The sequence below is a fragment of the Mesorhizobium sp. STM 4661 genome (assembly GCF_000359125.1).
Lineage (GTDB): Bacteria > Pseudomonadota > Alphaproteobacteria > Rhizobiales > Rhizobiaceae > Mesorhizobium.
This window is the reverse complement of record NZ_CAAF010000064.1, coordinates 67,221-91,136: the sequence shown is the minus strand read 5'-3', so window position 1 is coordinate 91,136 and position 23,916 is coordinate 67,221. Positions and strand designations below refer to the sequence as shown.

Here is a 23,916-nt window from a genome sequence, read left to right as displayed (position 1 = left end):
GACAATGACGATGCTTTCTTTTCTCGGGCTTGCGCGCGTTGGCAGATTGGCGCCCCTTTCCAAACGGGCGCTTGCGCCGGCGGTCGGCCTTTCCCTGGCTTTCGCGGCCCTTCTGCCGGCTAACGCTGCGGAAGACACTGCGGTCTTTGCCGACAATTCGAAGATCGCAGCCATCGGCGGCTCGATCACCGAGATCGTCTTTGCGCTTGGCGAACAGGCCCGGCTGGTCGCCCGCGATTCGACCAGCCGCTACCCCGAGGCGGCGCTCAGCCTGCCCGATGTCGGTTATATGCGCCAGCTTTCGCCGGAAGGTGTGCTTTCGGTCAATCCGTCGGGCATCCTGGCGCTGCACGGCAGCGGCCCAAAGGAGGCCGTCGACGTGCTGAAGAAGACGAGCATCCCGTTCATCGAGGTGCCCGAGCGCTACGATCGTGAAGGCATACTCGAAAAAATCCGCATCGTCGGCAAGGCGCTCGGCGCCGACGCCAAGGCCGATGCGCTGGCAGCCGAGATCGATGCCAGGCTGAAGGCCGCCGAAAAGCAGACCGCCTCGATCAAGGATCGCAAGCGCATCCTGTTCGTGCTGTCGATTCAAGGCGGCAAGATCCTCGCCGCCGGCAGCCAGACAGCCGCCGACGGCATCATCAAGCTTTCCGGCGGCGTCAATGCGATCGACGGTTTTTCCGGCTACAAGCAATTGTCCGACGAGGCTGTCATCACCGCCAGGCCGGACGTCATCCTGATGATGAACAACGCCGGTCCGGCCGTATCGGACGACCAGCTGTTCGCCAGCCCGTCCATTTCATCGACGCCGGCGGGCGTTGCCCGCAAGGTGGTCCGCATGGATGGCGGCTATCTGCTCGGCTTCGGGCCGCGCACGGCCGACGCCATCCATGATCTGGCCGTCTCGCTTTATGGCGGGCAGGTCACGGACTGAGCGGCGCCCGATGGCCGATCAATCGATCGCTGGTGCGGCGGGCACTATGGCGAAAGCATCGGACGGAGACCGTTCGGGGCGCGCCCGCATCGTCATCCTGCTTTTGTGCTTGGGGCTCGCCCTTGCCGTGCTGTTGTCGCTGACTTCAGGTGCATCGGATGCGTCGGCCATCAGCGTTGTTCATGGCTGGCTGTTCGGTGCTGCGCCCGGCAATGAGGCGCTGGACGCCCGCGACCGCCTGATCGTCTACGACATCCGTCTGCCGCGTGTCATCCTCGGCGTGCTGATCGGCGCCTCGCTTGCCGTCTCCGGTGCGGTCATGCAGGGGCTGTTCCGCAACCCGCTGGCCGACCCCGGCCTCATCGGCGTTTCAGCCGGATCGAGCCTTGGCGCGGTGGCCGTCATCGTGCTCGGCGCCACTGTGCTCGCGCCGTTCACGTCGGCGCTGGGAACGCTTGCCTTGCCGCTCGCGGCATTCTGCGGCGGGCTGGCGACGACATTGGTGCTCTATCAGGTCGCCACCAGGCATGGCCAAACCTCGGTCGCCACCATGCTGCTTGCCGGCATAGCGCTGGCGGCCCTTGCCATGGCGCTGACCGGTATCCTGATCTTCATGGCCGACGACCGGCAGTTACGCGATCTGACCTTCTGGCAACTCGGCTCGCTCGCCGGCGCGACCTGGCAGAAGATCGGTTCCGTCGGGCCGATCATCGTGCTGGCGCTGGCGGCGATGCCGTTCCTGGCGCGTGGCCTTAACGCGCTGGCACTCGGCGAGGCCACCGCCGGCCATCTCGGGATTCCTGTGCAGCGACTGAAATACACGGCAATCGTCGGCGTGTCGGCGGCGGTCGGCGCGTCTGTCGCCGTCAGCGGCGGCATCGGCTTTGTCGGCATCGTCGTGCCGCATTTGCTGCGCCTGGCTATCGGCCCGGACAACCGTTATCTGCTGCCGGCCTCGGCGCTGCTCGGCGCTTGCCTGCTGCTTTTGGCCGATGCCGTCGCCCGCACCATCGTGGCGCCGGCCGAACTGCCGATCGGCATCGTCACCGCGATCGCCGGCGCGCCGTTCTTCCTCTGGATCCTGCTGCGCAAGCGCGGCGTCGTCGACCTGTAGGAGGCGTGATGATCGAAGCGCGGGATGTTTCTGTGGCCATTGGCGGCAAGCGTATCGTCGCCAATGTCGATTTCGACATGCGGCCCGGTGAAGTCGCGGCGATCGTCGGCCCCAACGGTTCGGGCAAGACGACCTTCCTCAAGGCGTTGTCGGGCGACCTTGCCTATTCGGGAGAGGTGATCATCAACGGCCGCGATCTCTCGACGCTGAAGCCGGTCGAAGCCGCGACAGTGCGTGCCGTGCTGCCGCAGGCGACGACGCTGTCCTTCCCCTTCACGGTGCGCGAGATCGTCAGGCTCGGCCTGGTCGGTGGACGCTCCGGCGTGTTGCCCGGCGAGGACGAGCGCCTGCCCGAACGGGCGTTGGCGCGCGTCGATCTCGACGGCTTTGCCGGCCGTTTCTACCAGGAGCTTTCGGGCGGCGAACAGCAGCGCGTGCAGCTTGCCCGCGTGCTCTGTCAGGTCTGGGCGCCGGTGCTCGACGGCAAGCCGCGCTATCTGTTCCTCGACGAGCCGGTTTCCAGCCTCGACATCAAGCATCAGTTGATCATCATGGGCATTGCCCGCGATTTCGCCAGAAGGGGCGGCGGCGTGGTCGCCATCCTGCACGACCTCAATCTGACGGCCATGTATGCCGACCGGATTTTCGTCATGCATCGCGGCAGGCTTGCCGCCAACGGCTCGCCGCAGGACGTGCTGAGCGACGATCTGATCGAAAAAGTGTTCGACTGCCGGCTGAAGGTCGGCGCGCTGCCGCCGGGGAATATGCCGTTCGTGTTGCCGCAATCAGCAGCTTAGGTCTGCGTCATCACAACGATGATCCAAATTTCGATTTGAAATCAATAGTCTTCTTTAAATTGGATTTCGCTGGACGAATGTTGACGTTTTTAGATCGAAGCCAGTCAACAATCCGGGCTGGTCATCTTAAGCGCTTGATGCGCTTCTGAAGCGTCAGCGCCGTGGGAACCTGCCTAGCCACAAGATAAGACGCCAATGCCACCAGCGCATCCAGAGCCGTCGGATCCCGCCTCAATACCAATGCGTTCTCTTGGAGTGTTACGTCGAGGAGATTGACCAAAGCATCTCCGGTGCCTTTTCGATCTCGCCAATACTGTTCATGGACTGCTCCGCCGAATGATGCGGCCAGCCATTTTACGCCATCGGTCCGCAGTTTCGTCCCAGACTTCGAGGCAAGAAAGTAGGCGAACGCGGCTACATTTTCCTCATCAATCTGCAGATTGGTTTCTGCCCAGCGCTGGTAGAGTTCCCGCATAGCGAGCACAGTTGAAGCAGCGTCAGGCAGATTTGTCAGGAACGCCTCAGAACCAAATCCCAGCAGTTGCTGCAATATCCGCTGTTCATCGAACCAGTAGCCGCCCTTGGTCCACTCGCCGTCCAGTGCGAACTCGATCATATCTTGCCAGCGCGCGCAGAACGCGGTTGCATCGCAACCGTGGCTCAGTTCAATAAACCATGCGCCGACAAAATGCTCGATGAGGTGGCGCGCAGCGGGGCCAAGGCCCAGTACTCCCCGCCAAACCTCCGATGCGCGGTCCGCCTGTAGGTGCGCCGCATAGAAAGCCAGCTTGGCAATGATATTGTACCCAAACTGATCAGGCAGGCTATATTCGTCGCGCTCGTTGCGGTGCTCCGAACAAAAGGCGGCTTCATAGGACCAAAGCAACAAAATCATCTCGCCGGCAGCTTCGAGATTCTCTCCTTCTGGGCGCGAATCTTCGGCGAGCAGCCAGCCAAAGAAACTGGCAAGGAAGCCCGTATCGAGACCGTGCGAAACCCTTTCTTCGTGCGATGGTGGCAACCAGTCTCTATTTTCGTCGGATGCGCGACGACGCCAGCGCGCTCGTTCTAGAGATTTAAGCCGCTGCCAAGTGCCTAGCGGATCAAGGTGAGATCTGTCGCGTGGCACGCCCGACACGCGTCGGGAGCGCAGCCACCGCACCCAGCGTTGCCAGTGCACGGCGATGTCGGGCAGGTCATCATAGTCCGGTCCGAGCATCGACAAGGCTGACCACAGGGTGCCGAGTTGCAGCAGGCGCCACCACCGCTCACCAAGCGCCGTCCGGTGGTGGTGGGCAAGGAAACCCACCACGCCGGCCGCATGCCCATCGCCGCTAGTCAGAATGCAAAGCAGGGCCTGCTCCCATCGGGGTTCTTCGCTGCCGCCACGGCGCCACAGATGAAAGATCCCATGCGCCGCGAACTTTAGAGGTTCGTCGAACCTGACACGCCGTCGGCGTAGTGACTCGAAATCGTTTGCAATGCCATCGGCGGCAACTCGGAGTTCGGACTTGGCCGCTTCCTCCGCATCGCGCCTAGCCGCAAGCCACGCGCCAGCACAGACAACAAGTGTCGCGGCCGCCGCCAATCTGTTGAGCGCTTGGCGGCCCTTATCGTCAGAATCGTCTTCGGTCGGCGCGGCGGTCAACACGCTCGCCAGGATCTCAGCGTCTCGATCTGCCAGTTCGCCGCGCTGTTGAAGAACCTGCTCGCACCGATATGCGAGCATGAGATTTCGTAGTTTTGGAGCGCTCGCCTGCTGGAAAGCAACAGCCTCGACTTTGACTGCTTCGGGGCAATCGAACTCGACCGTTTCTTCGCCGGTATGCGGGTCGTGATTGACCCGATAATTTGCTTCATCGAGCTGGGCGCAAAGGATACTGAATTCGATGGCTTCCTTGGGTGCTTTGGGTTTTTTCCAATTAGACATCGCTGCTTTGAGGAAGGTGGCAACGCCAACGTCCCGACGTATGAGCGGACTGACGAGCTCTAGCAAATTCCGTTGTCGATAAGGCGCTGCCGCCCAATCCCGCGCTGCGTTGAAAACGGATTCTCCTGTGCGGCACCACGCGAATGCGTTGAATCGGCTGTTTTTGACCCTGCCCGCATCAAGCCAGAACACGCTCTCGCTGCTGAGCACTGGCATGAGCACGCCCGACAACAGGACAGGCCGGTACTTGGCGATGTTCACTAGCAGGCCGATGAAGGCGAGCGAATTCCCTTCGTCCAGAAGCCGTTCTAGATAGCGGTCAATGTCTGCTCCCTGATCCAACCGCAAAGTCAGCCACCGTTCCAAGCCGTTCAGTGCACAGTGAAGCTGTCCAGTCGAGTTGGATTCTTGCTGGGTCCAGTCAAAGACCATCCCGTCGCCCAGATAAGACGCCTTCCTGCCGTCGCATGGCAAGTCTGATCTGGCGCGGTTTCCTGTGGCTGCCCCTCCGGGGATGCGCCCACCTTTCCGTGGCGAAATTCACCAGACGGATGAGAGTTGTCAGCGCAATGTCAGGGTTGATTTGCAGGAAGACGAGGAATTGGCTTTTCCAGAAGGCGGTGGGATAGCTTTCGGCGTCGTATTCCAGCCCGACCTTGTCAAAATGCAGCGTGTCGGAATATTCCTCTCTAGGGTTTCCTTCAATGATAGCGGCAAGCATGATCTCCGCGACCAATTCGGGACGGAGGTTCATTAGCGGCGTCAGCGCCGCCGTATGAAGGACAACATGACGAAAATCATTCTCGACCCGGCGTTTCGGGCCCATTGACCAAGGCGGCAGCTTTCGCGAACTGGGGAAGCTCATCGGACCGCTGGATCGTTGCGCGGCCAATTCTCTCTGATGATCCCTATACTCGGGATCGGACTTCATCCGTTCCGCATGGTCTGCCGCCGCCTTTGCTTTGGCCTCAGCGATCTTCTTCGCAACCTCCTCAGCTTGAGGACGCCGCTGGATCATTTCCAACGCCCAGGTCGCCACCTCGTCAGGGAGATCCCATCCACCGGAAAACGCCGCCGTGTAGATGGGGCGCTCACCATCGCCAAAGTAGATTATATCTTTGCCCTGTTCAATCTGGAGAGATCGCGCTGTCGCTAATGCGATCTCGGCGAACTCCTTGCGATACGGCAAGGGAATATCCCCAGGCAGCCGCAGCGGGGTCGTGGTTAGCCACGCTGCGCATACGTCCGCCACGGTCGGGGATACGAGTTCCGCAACTTGCGCCAGATGCGCATGAAGAAAATTCGCCATTGCGGGCCAAAGCCCAATGATCGGGGTGCGATACTTATCTTCCACATAGAGTGCGAAGGAACGATCGACGTTTTGTAGTGCCTCCGGCGCACTGGGTAACGTGGCGATGTGAAGGAACCGACGAAGTAGGCGATTCAGCCGTTCACCACCTTTCGACAACAACAGTTCAGCGCGGTCATTCAAAAATCGGGCAGCCTGCGGATCAAGGCACAGTGCATCCAGCAGTATGTCAGCAGCGGACGTGGCTCCTTTCGCCTCCAAGACCGAGAGCACCTCATCCCATTCACTCGAGGCGCCGACGGGCTCGCGCAAAAGGAATTGACCGAAAAGGCGCAATGCTCCGCCCCAATGCGGATTGTTGGCCAAAACAGCCCACCGATCGACATCATGCGAAATTTCCTTGAGCCGTTGGAACCGGGCCCAATCCGCTGCGAGATCGTGCTCGAACTCAATCCGGTTGCGCGCGTTCTTCCGGAGCGGCAGGTGCGCTGGCCTGTTCTGGAAGATTACGGCGTCTGTCGCGTCCAACTCGCTTAGCGCGAAGCTTCGCACGAACTCCGCTTCACGTTCCGCCAGTCGAATGAGCAAGTTTTGGGACGCCGGTCGCTCTTGCGTCCAAAATGCCCAGATACGGTCCGCTATTGCCGCTGGCGACGTCAGTGCCTCACTCCCCGCCTGAAACGCGGCCGATGCTTGGACGACCCACCCGAGGGTTCTCAGGTTAGTGAGGGCCACCACCGTTTCATCCCGGTTAGCCAGCCAACGCAAATCGCTGCTTGAGCGGAGTGCAGTTCTCACGTCCTCGACGTCGATTGCCTCGACGCTCAGAGGACGTTGCACCGCTTGGCCGATTAACGGCTGGAGGCGGTCGCGCCAACCTTCAGTTTGACTGACAAACACGACGCGCCACTGTAGTGGGCTTGTCGAACTGGGAGGTGGAATGAGGCGCTGAATGAACAATTTAGTTCGAGAGAGTGCGTCGGCATCAAGCTTCTCGGCCGCGTCAATCACGAGCATATTGCCGGCGCTGGTGCTTGCCAGAAGGACGTCATGCAAGGGGTATGAAATTTGGAGCCGCGATCGATCCAACTCACTGGTCGCGGCATCGATTTGTTCCGCGCCAAGCCACACTTGGTTTTGCGCAGGGAACAACTCGTCCAACGTCACTTTGACAATGGCCGACTTGCCGCTGCCGGATTCGCCGAACACTGCCACGATTGGCTGATCCCGCAGAAGCTCCGCCAGTTTGGCTTTGTCCTTGTTGCGGTCAATGACAACGCCTGAAGGAAGCGCTGTCTCGATCCGCGCTTTGTAGTCCAAGGTCAACGCTCGGAGAGCGTTCCATGACCCCTCGAAGCTCGGTCGATCCTTGAGGCGATATTTTGCGCGGAGATTTTCCCAAATCGTGCGGAGTGTCAGCGTACCGGATCCGACTCGCGTGGTCGTAGCCATTTGCAACAAATCGGTCCAGACCGATTGCGCCTCGTTTAGGTCGCCAGTCTGCAAGAGCGTCCGGCATCTGGCGATCGCTTCCTCAACCGAGGATGATTGATCAAGCTGGAAGTCGAGCGGGATGACTGCGAGATGCCGGATCAGTTCGACGGTTTCGGAGTCCGTTGCCATGCCGGAGCCGCCCGGCGCTTGGATGCTCTCAAAGATGCGCGCGTGCTTTTGCGTTTTTCGAATGCGCGCGATAGCGAGAGCCGGGTCGTCACCTGAACACCAGCTGACGATATCGCTCCATGGCGGTGTGAACGCCGCGTGCCGCCCGCGCGTCACAAGCGCCAACACATCGGTCGTTCGCTGCATCGGGCTGTCGGGGTCTCGCCATTGCTTCCAGGCGCGCTGAACGAAATCAGCTGGTAGGCCGTTGGCCGACACCTGCGTGTTGCTCTTGCACGAGAGGGCAAGGTGGCTGCCGTCTGCTTCAGCCGTCACCAATAGGTCATCGATCTGCCAGTGCAATGCGTCAGTCTGCGACTGGATTTTTGTACCTCCGACTCCAACCCCTGGCAATTTTTCGCCGGTCAGGATCCTAGTCGCCAACCATCCAGATGAAAGATCCTCAAAGGTAAAGCCGGGGCCGGCAGTCTGGCGCGTGGTTGCAGGGCTAGGTGCTCTCTTCTTCACGGAGCTTTTCAGCGCGTCGCTTTTTTTATGGAGGACAAATTTGTGCCTAATGAAGAACGCGGTTAGCACCTGCGTCGGAAGTCAGAGCGATACAACGTACACTTACACGGCTAGGACGTTCAATAAGAGTTTGTTTTTATGTTCCCCAAACCGCTGCGCACTTTTGGGGCCACGTGCATTAACCAGAGATCAGGCGGCTGGCGCCCGCTGCTCCAGCATGTCGATGCCGAGCAGGTGTCGCACATTGGGTCGTGCGGCCACCATGTCGGCGATCGTATAGCGCGCAAGCACGGCGAAGAAGGCGTTGAGCGCCTCGCGCAGTGCCGAATTCAGCGCGCAACTGTCGACCAGCGGGCATTCGGCGGCATCGTTCTCGAAGCATTCCGCCATGGCAAAGCTCTCTTCCGTCACTCGCACGACGTCGAACAGGCTGATCGATTCGGCAGCACGGCCGAGCCTGACGCCGCCATTCCGGCCACGCACCGTCTCGACCAGGCCATGCTCGACCAGCGGCTGCAGGATCTTGAAGAGAAAAAGCTCGGACACCGAATAGGCTGCGGCGATCTCGGGGATGCGGCTCAGCCGATCGGTGTTCGCGGCGCAATACATCAAGATGCGCATGGCGTAGTTGGTCTGGCGTGTCAGGCGCATTTTGTCCTCGCGAAGCAGTGGCTTGATCCTAAAACGCACCGCGTCAAACGAGCGACGCGCTTCAGGACCTTGTCTTTGTCCATGCCGTCATCCCAAAACCGCGGCGCAGTTTTGGGCGACATGAGTGAATATGGCCTATACCTTGGAATAATTCCAGACAAGCACCGCATGATAGTTGAATATTATCGTCAACTTTGTGTGCGCGGTCGCGCAAATCGGACTGGGATGAAATGTGGCGCGCATTCGGCTGGGCGGGTTACTAAGTAAGTCCGCGAGATCCACCAGGAGCGGTTCCATGTCACAACCAGCCCAGGCTTGGGGGCCTGTCGCCCGGTCCGACGCCGATGCGGACGCCAAGCTTTCGGCGCTGCGGCGCACCAAATTCCTCGCCACGGCAGCTCTTGCGCTCTGCGTGCTCATCTTTGCGGTGGCCAAGTCGTTCGAAGGCCGCTTTGCGTGGCTGGGTTTCGTCGCCGCCTTTGCCGAGGCCGCGACGATCGGCGGGCTGGCCGACTGGTATGCGGTGGTGGCGCTGTTCAAGCGGCCGCTTGGCCTGCCGATCCCGCACACTGCCATCATTCCCGAGAATCAGAACCGCATCGCCGACAATCTAGGCCGCTTCATCGAGGTCAATTTCCTGGCGCCGGAACCGGTGCGCGAAAAACTCGCCGAGGTCGACTTTTCCGCGCTCGTCGCCGACTGGCTGTCGGACGCCGACCGGGCGGCCGGTCTGTCGCAGTTCGTCGGCCGTCTGGTGCCGCAGACGCTGGCGGCCATCGAGCAGTCCGGCCTGCGTGGCTTCGTCACCAGCCGCATGCTGGAGCAGGTCGAAAAGGTGCCGCTGGCGCCGCTCGCCGCCGAATTGCTGTCGGCCCTGACCGACGACCGCCGCCACCAGAAACTGTTCGACGAGTTCACCAAGGTGGTCGGCCGGTTCCTCAGCGATGAAGAGGCATTGGCGACGATGCGCGAGAAGATCCGCGAGGAATTGCCGTCGCTGTTCAACCTGTTTCGCGCCGACGCCTATCTCCTGAAGAAGATCGTCGCCTCCGCCGGTTCGCTGCTCGATGAGGTGAGGGCCGATCCCGATCATCCGATGCGTGCCGAATTCGACCGCTTCGTGGAAAGCTTCATCGAGCGGCTGAGGACATCCAAGCAATATGCAAGGCGCGCCGAGAAACTGAAGCGCGATTTCCTCGCCCGGCCGGAACTCAAGGCGCTGGCCGGCGACATGTGGGACAGTCTGCGCCTGTTCATCGAGCAGGACGCCAAGGCGCCTAACTCGATGATCCGCGCTCATCTCGCCAGCATGTTCGTCGAGGTCGGCCGACATCTTGCCGGCGATCCGCAGATCAGGGCCGACATGAACCAGGGCTTCGTCGTGGCGCTGGCCTCCTTTGTCGAAAGCCAGAAGAGCGGCGTGTCGAAATTCATCGCCGACCAGGTCAGGCGCTGGGATCTTGCCCAGCTCACCAGGCTGATCGAGATGAACATCGGCAGGGACCTGCAATATATCCGCTTCAACGGCATGGTCATCGGCGGCCTTGCCGGTGTCGTGCTCTATACGGTGGAACGGCTGTTTCTGGTCAACTGAGGCGCTGCGCACGGCTTTGAAACGTTCGTTGCCTGTCCGAATGGACCGCGAAGCTCCGGTGCTCTATTCTTCTCTCCAGGTGCCGCATTCGCGGCAACAGGGGAGAGAACCATCATGGCAAAGCAACCGGATTCCGACTCCTTCATGGACATGTTCGGCAGGTTCGGCCGCGACCTGAAGTTGCCGAACGTCGATGTCGAGGCGATCCTCAGCCACCACCGCAAGAACCTCGAAGCCCTGGAAAAGTCGGCCAGGGCAAGTGCTGCCGGAGCGCAGTCGCTTATGTCCAGGCAGCGCGAGATGCTGCAGGACACGCTGCGCGAGATTACCGACATGGCTCAAAGTTACAGGGCGCCGGGCAATCCGCAGGAGTTGATGACGAAACAAACGGAGTTCGCCAGGAAATCCTTCGAAACCGCGCTGAAGAATGCCGGCGAGGTTGCCGAACTGGTCAAGACGTCCGGCACCGAATCCGTCGAGATCCTGCGCGACCGCATCAAGGAGGCGATGGCCGAGATCCGCGCCGGCTACGAGAAGTAGTAGATCGATCGTAGCCAAAGCGGTCGAGCCGGATTTCTCCTGGCTGGATAAACCGCTTCCGGTGCGTGGGATAGGCCCCGGCGCGACTCCGGCCGAATATGGCGGAACGGAATCGCACAGGGCGAATTGACAGAGGCGGCCGGTTCGTGGTCCGGAGGCAGGCCAGCGATCGGGAAAGCAGGAATGACGGAAACACGGCCGAGGACGCCGCCGACCTATGAGCAGCTCAGGACCATGGCCGGGCAGGAACTTGGCGTGTCCGACTGGACGACGGTCGACCAGAACCGCATCGACCAGTTTGCCGAATGCACGGGCGACCACCAATGGATCCATGTCGACCCAGAACGGGCAAGGCGGCAAAGCCCGTTCCGCACCACCATCGCGCATGGCTATCTGACGCTGTCGATCATCGGCGCGCTGGCGCTCGACATGGGCATCGTGCCGGAAAATACGCAGGCCGCCTTCAATTACGGCTTCGACAAAGTGCGTTTCCTGTCGCCTGTCCGGGTCGGCGCGCGCATCAGGTTGCGCACGACGCTCTTGTCCGTGGAAGACAGAGGGCCGGGCCAGTACCTGATGAAGGCGGCCAATACGGTCGAGATTGAAGGCGAGCAGAAGCCCGCGCTGACGGCCGAAACGCTGGTCATGCTGTATGAGCGACGGAGGCGGGCAGGGGCCTAAGGCGGCACCAAGCCCGGACCGTCAGTCACAACGCGCCATCGCCGCTTCCAGCGTCCTGAAGATCCGCTCATCGCTGGATTGCGCGACGTTGAAGCGCATGAAACGGCTGGCCGATTGAGACAGGCTGAACGCATTGCCGGGCGCCAGCACGATGTTGGCCGACAAGGCGTAACGGGCGATCTCGGCGGCATCCATCCCCTCCGGCAGGCTGCACCACAGGAACATGCCTGCCGGCTGGTCTATCCATGGCGCGATGCCTATGGCTTGCAGGCGGGTGGTTGTTTCGGCCATGGCGCGCGAAAGCCGCGCCCGCAGCAAATCCATATGCTTACGATAGCTCCCGTCCTTCAACAGCGTCAGCACCAATTCGGAGGCGAGCCGCCCGTTGCCAAAGGACGTGGCGATCTTGAGATCGGTCAAACCCTCCATCCAGCGCCGGGGCGCGGCGATGAAGCCGCAGCGTATCGAGGCTGAAAGCGTCTTGGAGAAGCTGCCGATATAGACGACCCGGTCGAGGCCATCGAATGCCGCCAGCCGGGGGGCGGGCGTATGTTCGAAGTCGGCAAAAATATCGTCCTCGATGATCGTCAGTCCCGATTGATCGGCAAGCTTGAGCAGGCGGTGGGCAACGACCGGCGACAGTATCGCGCCTGTCGGGTTGTGAAGCGCGGAATTGGTGATGTAGAGGCGCGGCCTGTGCTCGGCCAGCGCCTGCGCAAACAACTCGATATCCGGCCCAGACGGCGTGTAGGGAACGCCGACAACCTTGACCCGGTGGGCGCGCAACAAGGCATGGAAATTGAAATAACAGGGATCATCCACCAGCACCGCGTCGCCAGGCTCAAGCAGGAACCGGCACAGGAGGTCGATGGCCTGCGTATCCGATTCCGTCAGCATGATCTGTTCGGGAGAGGCGTCGATGCCGTGCGCCGCGAGCCGCCGCGCCAGCAGATGACGAAGTGGCGGCAATCCGAGCGGGGTGCCGTAATCGGCTAGCGTAGCGGCATCGGCCCGCGCCACCGTCCGCAGCGCCCGGCGCAGGCCAGCCTCCGGCATCCATGAGGCCGGCAGCCAGCCGCAACCTGGCTTCAACACGTCCTCGCCCGCTTCCAGGGATTGGCGCGAAACCCAGAGCGGATCGACTGCCCGGTCGAGCCGGGGGCCGATCTCGGCCAATGACAAAGGCGCAATTGGCCCGGCGGCATAGTAACCCGAACCCGGCCGCGAACGGATATCTCCTTCGGCGGCAAGACGTTCATAGGCGTCGACCACGGTGGATTTGGAAACCTGCATGGTCTTGGCAAAGGCGCGGATCGACGGCAACCGTGCTCCCGGCGTCAGGATCCGTGCGGCGATCCGGTGCCTGATCGTTACCATGACGCTTTCGACAAGCGTCCTGTTGCCCTCGCTTTCCGTCGTCAGTTCATCCATCCGTACTGCTCTCTAGACCATAACAGTTTCTTAGAATTGTACTGCATTGTCTCTGGCAAAGCCACACGTCTTGGCCCGATAGTGAGCGAGAACATCAGGAGTCTTTAATGGACAAGACGGCGAGCGGCTGGGTCAGCGGGTTCATAGGCGTGCTGATTTTCAGCGGCTCGCTTCCGGCGACGCGCGTGGCGGTGATGGATTTCGACCCGATCTTCTTGACCGCGGCCCGCGCTGCGATAGCCGGACTGCTTGGTCTGGCAATGCTGCTCTTGTTCCGACAGAAACGTCCGGAGCGCGGCGATCTGATGTCGCTCGTGATTGTCGCGCTGGGCGTAGTTGTCGGCTTTCCCTTGCTGACCGCGCTGGCGCTGAAACACGTCACCTCGGCTCACTCCATCATTTTTGTCGGCCTGTTGCCACTGGCGACCGCGATCTTTGGCGTCATTCGCGGCGGCGATCGCCCAAGGCCGGCTTTCTGGCTGTTTTCGTGCCTTGGCAGCGCCCTCGTGGCCGGCTTTGCGCTGGCGCAGGGCGGATCGGCCTCGCCGCTGGGCGATAGTTTGATGCTTGCCGCCATCATCGCATGCGGTCTTGGCTATGCCGAAGGAGCCGCACTGTCGCGCCGGCTCGGCGGCTGGCAGGTGATCTGCTGGGCGCTGGTGCTGTCGCTGCCGGTGATGCTCACATTGACGCTGATGACCAAGCCGGCGTCGTTTGACGGCGTCGGCATCAACGCCTGGATCGGCCTTGCCTATGTCTCGCTGTTCAGCATGCTGATCGGTTTTGTGTTCTGGTATCGCGGGCTGGCGCTGGGTGGCATTGCCGCGGTGGGGCAGTTGCAGCTTCTCCAGCCCTTCTTCGGCCTCGCGCTGGCGGCGACGTTGCTGCATGAGCAGGTCAGTCCCGTGATGATCGCCGTCACGGTCGCCGTGGTGCTTTGCGTCGTTGGCGCTAAGAGGTTCGCCAAGCAGGCTGTGCCGCAACAGGTGGCCGCGCAGTGACTGCGCCGCGCGTTACTGGAACTTGGTCACAACGCCGATGCCGATGCCCTCGAAACCGCCCATCGCCATCAGCGCGGCCGGCGCCTCCTCGAGGCTGATCCTCTTGCCGACCAACAGCTCCGGCTTGAGCTTGCCGGTGCGGATCATCTCCATCATCGCCTGGTAGCGGTAGGCCTGCATGCCATGGCTGCCGCGGATTTCGAGTTCGAAAGCGATCACCTTGTCCATCGGGATTTGCGGCCTGGCGTGATCGCCGAGCATCAGGCCGACCTGCACATGGCGGCCGCGCCGGCGCAGGTTGGCAATCGAGTTGAACGAGGTGGTGGGATGGCCGAGCGCGTCCATCGACATATGCGCGCCGCCATTGGTGATCTGTTTGACCGCCTTGACCACATTCGGCGTTTTCGCGGCATTGATCGTCGCCACAGCGCCGATCTTGCTGGCGAAATCGAGCTTCTCGTCGGTCAGGTCGATGGCAATGACGTTGGCGCCCATGGCGCTGGCGATCATGATCGCCGACAGGCCGACGCCACCGCAGCCATGCACAGCCACCCATTCGCCCGGCGTCACCCGGCCCTGGTCGACGATGGCGCGGAACGACGTCACGAAACGGCAACCGAGGCTGGCGGCGGTGGCGAACTCCATCTCGTCCGGCAAGCGGACCAGATTGGTGTCGGCATAGTCGATGGCGACATATTCGGCGAACGAGCCCCAGGCGTTGAAGCCGGGCTGGGACTGGTGCTCGCAGACCTGATGATTGCCGGACGTGCACTCAAAGCAGCGGCCGCAGCCGACGGCGAACGGCACGGTGACGCGCTCGCCGGGCTCCCAGCGGGTCACCTGCTTGCCGGTGGCGACCACGACGCCGGCGAGCTCGTGACCCGGCACATGCGGCAGGCGGATACCGTCGTCGTGGCCCATCCAGCCATGCCAGTCGCTACGGCAGAGCCCGGTCGCCTCGACCTTGATGACGACGCCTTCCAGCGCTGGCGTCGGATCGGCAACGGTTTGGATGGTCGGCGCTTCGCCGAACTTTTCGAAGATGACGGCTTTCATAGGCAATTCCTCATGCTTCTTGCGCTGCTATTCGGCATCGATCTGGTTTTCCGGGGCCGCCTTTTTGAAGGCCGGCAACGCCATGCAAGCGGCGTGGATGCGGGTTATCGTCGGATAGGGCGTCAAGTCGACGCCGAAACGGGTATTGCTTGCGATCTGGGCGACTAGGCAGATATCGGCCAGGCCAGGCAAATCGCCATGGCAGAACATTCCTGTTTCCGGCGACGAAGCCAGGATCGTCTCAAGCGGCTGGAAACCCTCATTCACCCAGTGCCGGAACCAGTTGACGACATCCTGGTCGCCGGCGCCGAACAGGGTGCGAAGCGAGGTCAGCACGCGCAGATTGTTCACCGGATGGATGTCGCAGGCGATCATCTGCGCCAGCATCCTGACGCGCGCCCGGCCCAGCGCATCCTTCGGCAGCAGTGGCGGCTCGGGGTTGGATTCGTCGAGGAATTCTATGATCGCCAGCGACTGCATTAAAAGCGTACCGTCGCCCAGGATCAGCGCCGGCACCAGCCCTTGCGGATTGACCGCGAGATAGGCTGGTTCCAGATGCTCGCCGTGCCGCAGATGGTGTGGCACATACTCGTAGGTCAGGCCCTTCATCTCCAATGCGATCCGTACGCGGTAGGAGGTGGAGGAGCGGTAGTAATTGTGGAGGACGATGTCGCTCATCAGGTCACGGCTTCGATTTGCTGCCGCCACATTCGACCGATTTGGACCGCCGGGCAAGCTGTTGCATCGCAGAAAGGACCGGCTTGTCGGCCAGGTGTTCCCGCGATGTACTATTTGGCAATAATCTGGCCATGGTCGCGGGACTATCCTGTAGCGGAGCGAACCGAAATGAACCCAAGTGACAGCAGCAAATGACAGCCAGTGACCGTGCCCGGTTCTTGATCATCGACGACCATCCGCTGTTTCGCGAGGCGCTGCACAGCGCCGTGCAGATGGCCTATCCGGAGGTCGATACGGTGGAGGCGCGCACCATCGCCGAGGCACTCGAGCTTCTGGCTGACGCCAAGCCCTTCGATCTTGCCTTGCTCGACCTCAGCATGCCTGACGTGCATGGCTTTGAAGGGCTGCTGCAGCTTCGGACCCGTTATCCCCGCCTGCCGGTGGTCATCGTTTCGGGTTATGAGGAGCCGAAGATCATTTCCGAGGCGCTGTCCTATGGTGCCGCCGGTTTCATTCCGAAATCGGCGCGCAAGAGCGACCTGGCCGCAGCCATCCGCTCGGTGATGGATGGTGCCATCTATGTGCCCGAAACCTATGAAGGCCAGCCGCCGGACGCCGAGAGCGCCGATCGCGCCGAGATGGTGCAACGTCTTGCCAAGCTGACGCCGCAGCAGCTCAGGGTGTTGCAGATGCTGCGCCAGGGCCTGCTCAACAAGCAGATCGCCTACGAGCTGCAGGTCGGCGAAACCACGGTCAAGGCGCATGTCTCCGAAATTCTGCGCAAGCTCAACGTCTACAGCCGCACGCAAGCGGTGATCGAGGTTTCGAAGCTGGACAATGCGGAGCTGTTTCGCGATCAGGCCGGGTTTTAGCATCGGCCGCGGCTAGGCGTTCGCGCGACAGGACGGGCACGATGAAAGTCACAGCGCTCGATCATATCGTTCTCGCGGTCGATGATGTCGAGCGCGCCTGCCGCTTCTACGAACGGGTGCTTGGCATGGAGCCGCGACAGGAGCGGCCCGGCAAATGGTCGTTGCATTTCGGCGCCAATAAAATCAGCCTTCAGGACGCACGTGCCTTTCCCGACATCGCGCGCGACACGGTGCCGGGCAGCGGCAATTTCTGCGTGCTCACCGATACCCCGATCGACCAGGTTGTGAAGCAGCTCTCGGCGGAAAGCATCAAGATCGTCGCCGGGCCTGGCGAACGCTCTGGAGCAGCCGGTGCCATTCTGTCAGTCTATTTTAGGGATCCCGACGGGAACCTGGTCGAAGTCAGCAACCAGCTGTAAAACATCTAAGCCAGCAGATGCGCCAGCAGCGCCCTTAGCTGCGCTGGTTTCAGCGGCTTGCGCATCAGCTCGATGCCGGCCGCGCGGGCGGCTTTCGCAATGGCCTCCGAACCGTCGGCCGTGACGATCAGCGCCGGGACGGCGCGGCCGAGATAGTCGCGAACCTCGGCGACGGTGGCGGTGCCGAGGTCGCCGCCGTCGAGGTGCTGATCGGCAATGACGATGTCCGGTACCCAGTCGGTGTCGCCGAGCATGTCGAGCGCGTCGTCAGTCGAGGTGGCGGCGCGCACCAGGCATTGCCAGCGTTCAAGCAGGGACGTCATCGCCTGCAACACCTCGGCGTCGTTTTCGACCAGCAGCACCTTTGTGCCGAACAGACCGTAGCCGCGCGGCCGCTCCATGTCGGTGGCGTTGGCGATGGCGTCGGCCGTGGCGCCGATGCCGACCGGAACGTCGATGTGGAAGATCGTGCCGTGGCCGACCTTCGAGGAAAACGTAACGGGATGGCCGAGTGCGGCCGCGATGCGGCGCACAATGGCGAGGCCCAGCCCCAACCCGCCGCCGGCAAGCCCGGCATCGGCCGAGATGGTGCCGCGGTGGAACTCCTCGAACACGGCCTCGCGCTGGTCGTCGGGAATGCCGCAGCCGGTATCGGCGACATCGATGCGGATGGTGTCGCCGCGATGCCTGGTACCGACCAGCACGCCGCCGGAGCGTGTGTAGTGCAACGCGTTGGAAAGTATGTTCTGCAGGACACGGCGCAGCAAGGTGCGGTCCGAACGCACGACCGCATTGACCGGCCGGAACTTTAGCGTCAGCCCCTTCAAGTCGGCGACCGGCAGGAAATCCGAGCGCAGCGACGAAAACAGCGTTTCCAGATTGACGTCGCCGATGTCGGGCTGCACGACGCCGGCGTCGAGCTTGGAAATGTCGAGCAGGGTGCGGAGCAGATCCTCCATCGTCTCCAGCGACCGCTCAACCTGCCGGACCAGTTTCTTGCCCTCGTCGGAGGTCTGCACCTCGGCCAGCGCCGAGACGGACAAATGCGCGGCGTTCAGCGGCTGCAGCACGTCGTGGCTGGCGGCTGCCAGGAACCTGGTCTTGGACAGGTTCGCGAGCTCGGCGTTTTCCTTGGCGGCGCTGAGATCGATGTTCGACTGCTCCAGCCGGCGCAAGGTCGAATGCAGTTCCTCAGTGCGCGTGCGCACGCGGTTTTCCAGGGAAATCGCGGTCTGGAAGAGCGAGAAGGCGTTGCCCTGCTGGTCCATCGACCGCTCGACGCGGCTGACCAGGGCGGCGTTGATCTTCTTCAATTTCTCCAGGTCGGTGATGTCCCTGAGCGGCATGGGAAATGTCCTATTGCGCTTAAAGCGCGTCGCGACCAAAGTGATTTAGGCGATGCGCTTTAAGTCCTTGTTTTGTGCATGTCGTTATCCCAAAACCGCTACGCACTTTTGGGCGACATGCACTAGCGTTCGCCGAAGGCGATGCCGGTAAATGTCTGGTTCAGATGCATCGACCGGTATTGTTCGCCATAGGTGCCGAAGCCGATGACATTGTTGACCCGGTAAAGTTCCGAAATATCGCGAAAGACCTGCCGGTTGCGGGCGTCGAGCCGGCGCAGCACACAGTCGAAACCAAGGATCATGTCGATGCCGCCCAACCTGTCCTCGACGTCCCTCAGGGCGGCGCGCGTTGCTTCCACCATATCCTTGGGCTGGGCGATGGAAAGGACCACGCCATCGTCGATGGCGCAGAAGAACGACAGCGAGCCGTCCGGATGCATCCTCTGGATCGAGCGGCAGTAATATTCGCCGCCCACCTTCACCACCACCGGATGCGAGGCGAAACTGAGCGGCGTCAGCGTCTGCGCGACGATGCCAACCGAAGCGGCGTATTCCTCGGCGGCATTGATGGCGTTGAACTCGCGCACGATGCGATGATCGGGATCGGATGCCGTCACCACCAGCTTCTCGTCGGTGGGAACGAAATTGTCGGTCTTGAAGACGTGGAAAGGAATTTCGGTGGCGATCAGCACGATGATGGCGCTGTCGGAGGTGACCTTGCCATTCGAGATCAGCCGCGTCGTCTCGAATTTGAGATCGTCGCCGGCCGACCCCCCAATCAGTGGAATGTCGTCGAGGCCCCAATGGATGGCGGAGGTCACCGCTTCCTCGGCATAGGACAGGCCGTCGATGAGGCAGAGCGCGAAGGTGCTTTTGGCCCGCTCGGGCCCGCTTCCACGCAACGAACGCCTGAGCGTCTCGACTTCGCCGGTGATCTTGTCCATGCCCGACGAGGACAGATTCTCGACCATGGTGCTGGCCGCCGAGAACGACGCGGAGGGAAGCAGCATCGCCAGGATATGACCGTCCTCCAGGCCCTGAGGTGTGATCTCACCGGCGGTCGAGCAGCCGGCATAGCGTAGCGCCGGCGCATGGGTTTTCAGCGCATCCGCCAGGGCGGCCGCCTCGATAAGGCTTTGCGAGAAGAAGAGCAGGGCGAAGCCGGCGTCGATGGCGGCGGCTTCCAGTGCCACTGCCCGGGCGAACGCGTCGGTGTCGGGCTCGTCGGTGGTGAGCGCCAACAGGCCGCATGCATAGCGCGTCCGTGAGCTGGCCAGCGGCTCCTCCTGTCGTTTCCTCCGACGCTCTCTTGTTCGCGACTCTTTTGTTCGCCTTGGGCGCGGGGGGTCGAAAATCATTGTTGTCTTGAAGCGGGGGTTTTGGCAATGAGCCAGCGTGACCGAAAGTACAATATGCGGACTTTCGGGCGAACTGCATTCTCACGACTTCGGGATTTCAAGCCGCTTTTTCCGTGTGTTACACGGGTGGAGGAAGAGCGAACAGCCGGAGCGCCCGCGCCGCATCGGCGACAGAACGACCAAGGTAATTACCCAGGGAGGTTTCATGTCGGAAGTATCGTTGACGGTGAACGGCAAGCGGGTCGGCGGCGTCGCCGAAGACCGCACGCTGCTGGTTCATTTCCTGCGGGAGAATCTCGGCCTCACCGGCACGCATGTCGGTTGCGACACTTCGCAATGCGGCGCCTGCGTGGTCCATGTCGACGGCAAGGCGGTGAAGTCCTGCTCGATGCTGGCGGTGCAAGCCTCCGGGTCGACCGTGCTGACGATCGAAGGTCTGGCCAACGGCGCCGATCTGCATCCGGTGCAGGCGGCGTTCAAGGAGCATCACGGGCTGCAATGCGGTTTCTGCACGCCGGGCATGATCATGGCGGCGACCGATATGATCAACCGCCATCCCGAAGGTCTCGACGAAGCCACGGTGCGGGTCGAGCTCGAAGGCAATATCTGCCGCTGCACCGGCTACCACAACATCGTCAAGGCGATCCTCGCCGCGTCAGTGACGATGTCCAAGGGGGCGAAGGGCAAGGCCAGGCAGGCTGCGTGAAGTCAATGGTGAATAGTGAATGGTGAATAGTCTGGTCCAGGCTCCAATCACTCGCTAGTTCGCCATTCACTATTGACCATTCACCATTCACCATTCACCGGGAGGAATTTCTGCGATGGGCATTGAAGGCGTCGGCGCTCGGGTGGCGCGCAAGGAAGACAAGAGGTTCATCACCGGCGCCGGCCGCTATGTCGACGACATGGTGGTTCCAGGCATGAAGCATGCGGCCTTCGTGCGCAGCCCGCACGCACATGCGCAGATCAAGAAGATAGATGTCAAAAAGGCGCAAGGCATGCCCGGCGTCATTGGCGTTTTGACCGGCAGGGAACTCAAGGCCGACGGCATCGGCAACCTGATCTGCGGCTGGATGATCCATTCCAAGGACGGCTCGCCGATGAAGATGGGGGCGTGGTCGCCGCTGGCCTTCGACAAGGTTCGCTATGTCGGCGACGCGGTGGTCGTCGTGGTCGCCGAAACCAAGAGCCAGGCGCGCGACGCGGCCGAAGCGGTCGACATCACCTACAAGGAATTGAAGGCGGTCGTCGATGCTCCGAAGGCACTCGAAAGAGGTGCGCCGCAGATCCATCCGGAAGCCGAAAACAATCTGATTTTCGACTGGGAGCTTGGCGACGGCAAGGCGACCGACGCGGCGATCAAGGCCGCTGCCCACGTCACCCGCATGAAGATCGTCAACAACCGGCTGGTGCCCAACGCCATGGAGCCGCGTGCGGCCCTTGGCCACTACGACAAGGCGGAGGATCACTACACCTGCTGGACGACTTCGCAGAACCCGCACTTGGCGCGCCTGGTGATGAGCGCCTTCTACAATGTCGCGCCTGAAAACAAGCTGCGCGTCATCGCGCCGGATGTCGGAGGCGGCTTCGGCTCGAAGATCTACATCTATCCCGAAGAGATCGTCTGCCTGTGGGCCTCGAAGAAGACCGGCGTGCCGGTCAAATGGGTGGCCGACCGCACCGAGAGTTTTCTCACCGACGCCCATGGCCGCGACCATGTCTCGACCGTGGAAATGGGCTTCGACAAGAACAACAGGATCACCGGACTGAAGGTCGACACCATCGCCAATCTCGGCGCCTACATGTCACTCTTTTCGTCCTGCGTGCCGACCTATCTCTACGCGACGCTGTTGTCGGGCCAGTACAACATTCCGGCTATCCATGCGAATGTGCGCGCCGTCTACACCAACACCGCGCCAGTCGACGCCTATCGTGGGGCAGGGCGGCCGGAGGCCACCTATGTGCTCGAACGCACGATGGAGACCGCCGCCCGCGAACTGGGCGTCTCGCCGGCGGAACTTCGCCGCGCGAATTTCATCACATCGTTTCCGCACCAGACGCCGGTCATCATGAACTATGACGCCGGCAACTATGCCGCCTCGCTCGACGCGGCGATGGCGGCGTCCGACTATGCCGGCTTTGAAAAGCGCAAGGCGGCTGCCGCCAAGAGAGGCAGACTGCGCGGCATTGGCATGAGCAATTACATCGAGGCCTGCGGCCTCGCGCCGTCGGCGGCGGTCGGCAGTCTTGGAGCGGGTGTCGGCCTTTGGGAAAGTGCCGAGGTGCGCGTCAATGCCGTCGGCACGATCGAGGTGCTGACCGGTTCGCACAGCCATGGCCAGGGCCACGAGACGACCTTCGCGCAACTGGTCAACCAGCGTTTCGGCGTGCCGATAGACAGCGTCTCGATCGTCCATGGCGACACCGACAAGGTGCAGATGGGCATGGGCACCTACGGCTCACGCTCCGGCGCCGTCGGCATGTCGGCCGTCGCCAAGGCGCTCGACAAGGTCGAGGCCAAGGCCAAGAAGATCGCCGCCCATCTGCTCGAGGCCGACGAGAGCGACATCGTCATCGACAATGGCTCGCTGAAGGTGGCGGGCACGGACAAGAGCGTGCCGTGGTTCCAGATGGCGCTCGCCGCCTACACCGCCCACAATTTGCCCGGTGGCATGGAGCCAGGCCTGAAGGAGACCGCATTCTACGATCCGTCGAACTTCACTTTCCCGGCCGGCTGCTATATCTGCGAGGTCGAGATCGATCCGGAAACCGGCACGACCGAGATCATCCAGTTCGTCGCCGCAGACGATTTCGGCAACATCATCAATCCGATGATCGTCGAGGGCCAGGTGCATGGCGGCATCGCGCAAGGGATCGGCCAGGCGCTGCTGGAAGGCGCCTTCTACGATGCCAGCGGCCAGCTGCTGACGGCGAGCTACATGGACTACACCATGCCGCGCGCGAGCGACCTGCCGTCGTTCAAGGTCTCGACCTCGAACACGCCATGTCCGGGCAACCCGCTCGGCATCAAGGGTTGCGGCGAGGCCGGCGCCATCGGTTCGCCGCCGGCGGTGATCAACGCCATTACCGACGCCATCGGCATCACCGATATTGCCATGCCGGCATCGCCGTCCACGGTCTGGGCGGCGATCCGGGCGACGAAAAAGGGGTGAATAGTGAATGGTGAATGGAAAAGCGGCACGCGAACGCGGTGCCAATCTGGCCATTCACCATTTACCATTCACTATTCACCGCCACTTAGGGGAGAATCCCATGTACGCAGTCAACTATCACCGTGCCGCCTCGGTCACTGAGGCCGCCAAGCTGATCAAGAGCGGCGATGCGAAGCTGTTGTCGGGCGGCATGACGCTGATCCCCGCCATGAAGACGCGGCTCGCCGCCCCCTCCGATCTCGTCGACCTGTCGCGGATCAAGCAACTGCAAGGCGTCAAGGTGTCGGGCAAGACCATCACCATCGGCGCCGGCACCACGCACTGTGACGTCGCCAGCGACGAGAAGCTGAAAAAGGCCTGTCCGGCGCTTGCCCATCTGGCGTCGCTGATCGGCGACCCGGCGGTGCGCCACAAGGGCACGATCGGCGGTTCGATCGCCAACAACGATCCGGCAGCCGACTATCCGGCGGCCCTGCTGGCGCTCGACGCCACCATCGTCACCAACAAGCGCGAGCTCGGCGCCGACAAGTTCTTCAAGGGGCTGTTCGAGACGGTGCTGAAGGACGGCGAGATCGTGACCGCGGTGACCTTCACCGCGCCGGCCAAGGCTGCCTATGAAAAGTTCCGCAACCCCGCCTCGCGCTATGCGATCGTCGGCGTGTTCGTGGCCAAGGGCAAGGATGGCGTCAGGGTCGCCGTCACCGGGGCAGGAGACGACGGCGTCTTCCGCTCGAAGGAGATCGAGGCAGTATTGGCCAAGAATTTTGCGGCTTCGGCGCTGGACGGCATGAAAGTGCCGGCGAAGAATTTGATGAGCGACATCCACGCCTCGGCCGACTACCGCGCCAATCTGGTCGCGGTGATGGCCAAGCGCGCGGTGGCCGCCGCCAACGCCTGAC

20 protein-coding genes are annotated in these 23,916 nt (G+C 62.0%); 12 read left to right on the top strand and 8 right to left on the bottom strand.

Annotated features, from left to right (window positions below; all coding sequences use genetic code 11):
- Nucleotides 1–10: 10 nt before the first annotated feature.
- The 3 genes from MESS4_RS21300 to MESS4_RS21290 are packed head-to-tail and all read left to right on the top strand — an operon-like array spanning nucleotide 11 to nucleotide 2,848.
- Nucleotides 11–937 (top strand): hemin ABC transporter substrate-binding protein, encoded by a 927-nt coding sequence (locus tag MESS4_RS21300; RefSeq protein ID WP_081609813.1) that lies wholly within the window; start codon nucleotides 11–13, stop codon nucleotides 935–937.
- A 10-nt stretch (nucleotides 938–947) separates the two neighbouring features.
- Nucleotides 948–2,051: an iron ABC transporter permease gene (locus tag MESS4_RS21295; protein ID WP_006335372.1), complete on the top strand. Its 1,104-nt coding sequence runs from the start codon at nucleotides 948–950 to the stop codon at nucleotides 2,049–2,051.
- A gap of 8 nt (nucleotides 2,052–2,059) precedes the next feature.
- Nucleotides 2,060–2,848, top strand: coding sequence for a heme ABC transporter ATP-binding protein (locus MESS4_RS21290; RefSeq protein WP_006335371.1), 789 nt, complete (start codon nucleotides 2,060–2,062; stop codon nucleotides 2,846–2,848).
- Nucleotides 2,849–2,969: 121 nt separating this feature from the next.
- On the opposite strand, the gene MESS4_RS21285 is transcribed toward MESS4_RS21290, so the two are convergent.
- The 3 genes from MESS4_RS21285 to rirA all read right to left on the bottom strand — a co-directional run bounded on the left by MESS4_RS21285 (nucleotide 2,970) and on the right by rirA (nucleotide 8,868).
- The gene (locus MESS4_RS21285; RefSeq protein WP_036241809.1) at nucleotides 2,970–5,210 is read right to left on the bottom strand and encodes a hypothetical protein; all 2,241 of its coding nucleotides are present in this window, start codon (nucleotides 5,208–5,210) and stop codon (nucleotides 2,970–2,972) included.
- Complete coding sequence (locus MESS4_RS21280) at nucleotides 5,200–8,217, bottom strand: hypothetical protein (RefSeq protein ID WP_157385636.1); 3,018 nt, start codon at nucleotides 8,215–8,217, stop codon at nucleotides 5,200–5,202. The genes MESS4_RS21285 and MESS4_RS21280 overlap by 11 nt, the downstream gene beginning before the upstream one ends.
- Before the next feature lie 189 nt (nucleotides 8,218–8,406).
- A complete protein-coding gene (gene rirA, locus MESS4_RS21275; RefSeq protein ID WP_006335368.1) occupies nucleotides 8,407–8,868 on the bottom strand; it encodes an iron-responsive transcriptional regulator RirA in 462 nt (153 codons plus the stop codon).
- Between the two features lie 295 nt (nucleotides 8,869–9,163).
- Here rirA and MESS4_RS21270 point away from each other — a divergent pair, with 295 nt between their 5' ends.
- The 3 genes from MESS4_RS21270 (at nucleotide 9,164) to MESS4_RS21260 (ending at nucleotide 11,683) form a co-directional block, all read left to right on the top strand.
- Nucleotides 9,164–10,462, top strand: a complete 1,299-nt coding sequence (locus MESS4_RS21270; RefSeq protein WP_006335367.1) for a DUF445 domain-containing protein — start codon at nucleotides 9,164–9,166, stop codon at nucleotides 10,460–10,462.
- 114 nt (nucleotides 10,463–10,576) lie between these two features.
- Nucleotides 10,577–11,002 carry a phasin family protein gene (locus MESS4_RS21265; RefSeq protein WP_006335366.1) on the top strand — a complete coding sequence of 142 codons (426 nt, stop codon included), beginning with the start codon at nucleotides 10,577–10,579 and terminating at the stop codon, nucleotides 11,000–11,002.
- A gap of 183 nt (nucleotides 11,003–11,185) precedes the next feature.
- The gene (locus tag MESS4_RS21260; protein WP_006335365.1) at nucleotides 11,186–11,683 is read left to right on the top strand and encodes a MaoC family dehydratase; all 498 of its coding nucleotides are present in this window, start codon (nucleotides 11,186–11,188) and stop codon (nucleotides 11,681–11,683) included.
- A gap of 21 nt (nucleotides 11,684–11,704) precedes the next feature.
- Here the strand turns inward: MESS4_RS21260 and MESS4_RS21255 are convergent, their stop codons facing one another.
- A complete protein-coding gene (locus MESS4_RS21255) occupies nucleotides 11,705–13,114 on the bottom strand; it encodes a PLP-dependent aminotransferase family protein (protein WP_006335364.1) in 1,410 nt (469 codons plus the stop codon).
- A 107-nt stretch (nucleotides 13,115–13,221) separates the two neighbouring features.
- On the opposite strand from MESS4_RS21255, the gene MESS4_RS21250 reads away from it, so the two are divergent.
- Nucleotides 13,222–14,115 (top strand): DMT family transporter, encoded by an 894-nt coding sequence (locus tag MESS4_RS21250; protein ID WP_006335362.1) that lies wholly within the window; start codon nucleotides 13,222–13,224, stop codon nucleotides 14,113–14,115.
- A 12-nt stretch (nucleotides 14,116–14,127) separates the two neighbouring features.
- On the opposite strand, the gene MESS4_RS21245 is transcribed toward MESS4_RS21250, so the two are convergent.
- On the bottom strand, nucleotides 14,128–15,171 hold the full coding sequence (locus MESS4_RS21245) for an arabinose dehydrogenase (RefSeq protein WP_006335360.1): 1,044 nt from the start codon (nucleotides 15,169–15,171) through the stop codon (nucleotides 14,128–14,130).
- Nucleotides 15,172–15,198: 27 nt separating this feature from the next.
- The gene (maiA, locus tag MESS4_RS21240) at nucleotides 15,199–15,849 is read right to left on the bottom strand and encodes a maleylacetoacetate isomerase (RefSeq protein WP_006335358.1); all 651 of its coding nucleotides are present in this window, start codon (nucleotides 15,847–15,849) and stop codon (nucleotides 15,199–15,201) included.
- A 191-nt stretch (nucleotides 15,850–16,040) separates the two neighbouring features.
- Between maiA and MESS4_RS21235 the strand changes: the two genes are divergently transcribed.
- Nucleotides 16,041–16,721 (top strand): response regulator transcription factor, encoded by a 681-nt coding sequence (locus MESS4_RS21235; RefSeq protein ID WP_006335356.1) that lies wholly within the window; start codon nucleotides 16,041–16,043, stop codon nucleotides 16,719–16,721.
- A gap of 41 nt (nucleotides 16,722–16,762) precedes the next feature.
- Complete coding sequence (locus MESS4_RS21230; protein ID WP_006335354.1) at nucleotides 16,763–17,140, top strand: VOC family protein; 378 nt, start codon at nucleotides 16,763–16,765, stop codon at nucleotides 17,138–17,140.
- 5 nt (nucleotides 17,141–17,145) lie between these two features.
- On the opposite strand, the gene MESS4_RS21225 is transcribed toward MESS4_RS21230, so the two are convergent.
- Nucleotides 17,146–18,486: a hybrid sensor histidine kinase/response regulator gene (locus MESS4_RS21225; protein WP_006335353.1), complete on the bottom strand. Its 1,341-nt coding sequence runs from the start codon at nucleotides 18,484–18,486 to the stop codon at nucleotides 17,146–17,148.
- Between the two features lie 122 nt (nucleotides 18,487–18,608).
- Nucleotides 18,609–19,727, bottom strand: coding sequence for an FIST signal transduction protein (locus tag MESS4_RS21220; RefSeq protein WP_006335352.1), 1,119 nt, complete (start codon nucleotides 19,725–19,727; stop codon nucleotides 18,609–18,611).
- A gap of 322 nt (nucleotides 19,728–20,049) precedes the next feature.
- On the opposite strand from MESS4_RS21220, the gene MESS4_RS21215 reads away from it, so the two are divergent.
- The 3 genes from MESS4_RS21215 (at nucleotide 20,050) to MESS4_RS21205 (ending at nucleotide 23,915) form a co-directional block, all read left to right on the top strand.
- The gene (locus tag MESS4_RS21215) at nucleotides 20,050–20,550 is read left to right on the top strand and encodes a (2Fe-2S)-binding protein (protein WP_006335351.1); all 501 of its coding nucleotides are present in this window, start codon (nucleotides 20,050–20,052) and stop codon (nucleotides 20,548–20,550) included.
- A gap of 115 nt (nucleotides 20,551–20,665) precedes the next feature.
- Entirely contained in the window at nucleotides 20,666–23,017 is a 2,352-nt protein-coding gene (locus MESS4_RS21210; RefSeq protein ID WP_006335349.1) for a xanthine dehydrogenase family protein molybdopterin-binding subunit, read from the top strand.
- A gap of 100 nt (nucleotides 23,018–23,117) precedes the next feature.
- The gene (locus MESS4_RS21205; RefSeq protein ID WP_006335347.1) at nucleotides 23,118–23,915 is read left to right on the top strand and encodes a xanthine dehydrogenase family protein subunit M; all 798 of its coding nucleotides are present in this window, start codon (nucleotides 23,118–23,120) and stop codon (nucleotides 23,913–23,915) included.
- Nucleotide 23,916: the final 1 nt, after the last annotated feature.

Excerpts from the sequence above, each read along its gene's own strand:
- MESS4_RS21300 (WP_081609813.1), top strand. The coding sequence starts at position 11 with ATGCTTTCTTTTCTCGGGCTTGCGCGCGTTGGCAGATTGGCGCCCCTT.
- MESS4_RS21295 (WP_006335372.1), top strand. The coding sequence starts at position 948 with ATGGCCGATCAATCGATCGCTGGTGCGGCGGGCACTATGGCGAAAGCA.
- MESS4_RS21290 (WP_006335371.1), top strand. The coding sequence starts at position 2,060 with ATGATCGAAGCGCGGGATGTTTCTGTGGCCATTGGCGGCAAGCGTATC.
- MESS4_RS21285 (WP_036241809.1), bottom strand. The coding sequence starts at position 5,210 with ATGGTCTTTGACTGGACCCAGCAAGAATCCAACTCGACTGGACAGCTT.
- rirA (WP_006335368.1), bottom strand. The coding sequence starts at position 8,868 with ATGCGCCTGACACGCCAGACCAACTACGCCATGCGCATCTTGATGTAT.
- MESS4_RS21270 (WP_006335367.1), top strand. The coding sequence starts at position 9,164 with ATGTCACAACCAGCCCAGGCTTGGGGGCCTGTCGCCCGGTCCGACGCC.
- MESS4_RS21265 (WP_006335366.1), top strand. The coding sequence starts at position 10,577 with ATGGCAAAGCAACCGGATTCCGACTCCTTCATGGACATGTTCGGCAGG.
- MESS4_RS21260 (WP_006335365.1), top strand. The coding sequence starts at position 11,186 with ATGACGGAAACACGGCCGAGGACGCCGCCGACCTATGAGCAGCTCAGG.
- MESS4_RS21255 (WP_006335364.1), bottom strand. The coding sequence starts at position 13,114 with ATGGATGAACTGACGACGGAAAGCGAGGGCAACAGGACGCTTGTCGAA.
- MESS4_RS21250 (WP_006335362.1), top strand. The coding sequence starts at position 13,222 with ATGGACAAGACGGCGAGCGGCTGGGTCAGCGGGTTCATAGGCGTGCTG.
- MESS4_RS21245 (WP_006335360.1), bottom strand. The coding sequence starts at position 15,171 with ATGAAAGCCGTCATCTTCGAAAAGTTCGGCGAAGCGCCGACCATCCAA.
- maiA (WP_006335358.1), bottom strand. The coding sequence starts at position 15,849 with ATGAGCGACATCGTCCTCCACAATTACTACCGCTCCTCCACCTCCTAC.
- MESS4_RS21235 (WP_006335356.1), top strand. The coding sequence starts at position 16,041 with ATGACAGCCAGTGACCGTGCCCGGTTCTTGATCATCGACGACCATCCG.
- MESS4_RS21230 (WP_006335354.1), top strand. The coding sequence starts at position 16,763 with ATGAAAGTCACAGCGCTCGATCATATCGTTCTCGCGGTCGATGATGTC.
- MESS4_RS21225 (WP_006335353.1), bottom strand. The coding sequence starts at position 18,486 with ATGCCGCTCAGGGACATCACCGACCTGGAGAAATTGAAGAAGATCAAC.
- MESS4_RS21215 (WP_006335351.1), top strand. The coding sequence starts at position 20,050 with ATGTCGGAAGTATCGTTGACGGTGAACGGCAAGCGGGTCGGCGGCGTC.
- MESS4_RS21210 (WP_006335349.1), top strand. The coding sequence starts at position 20,666 with ATGGGCATTGAAGGCGTCGGCGCTCGGGTGGCGCGCAAGGAAGACAAG.
- MESS4_RS21205 (WP_006335347.1), top strand. The coding sequence starts at position 23,118 with ATGTACGCAGTCAACTATCACCGTGCCGCCTCGGTCACTGAGGCCGCC.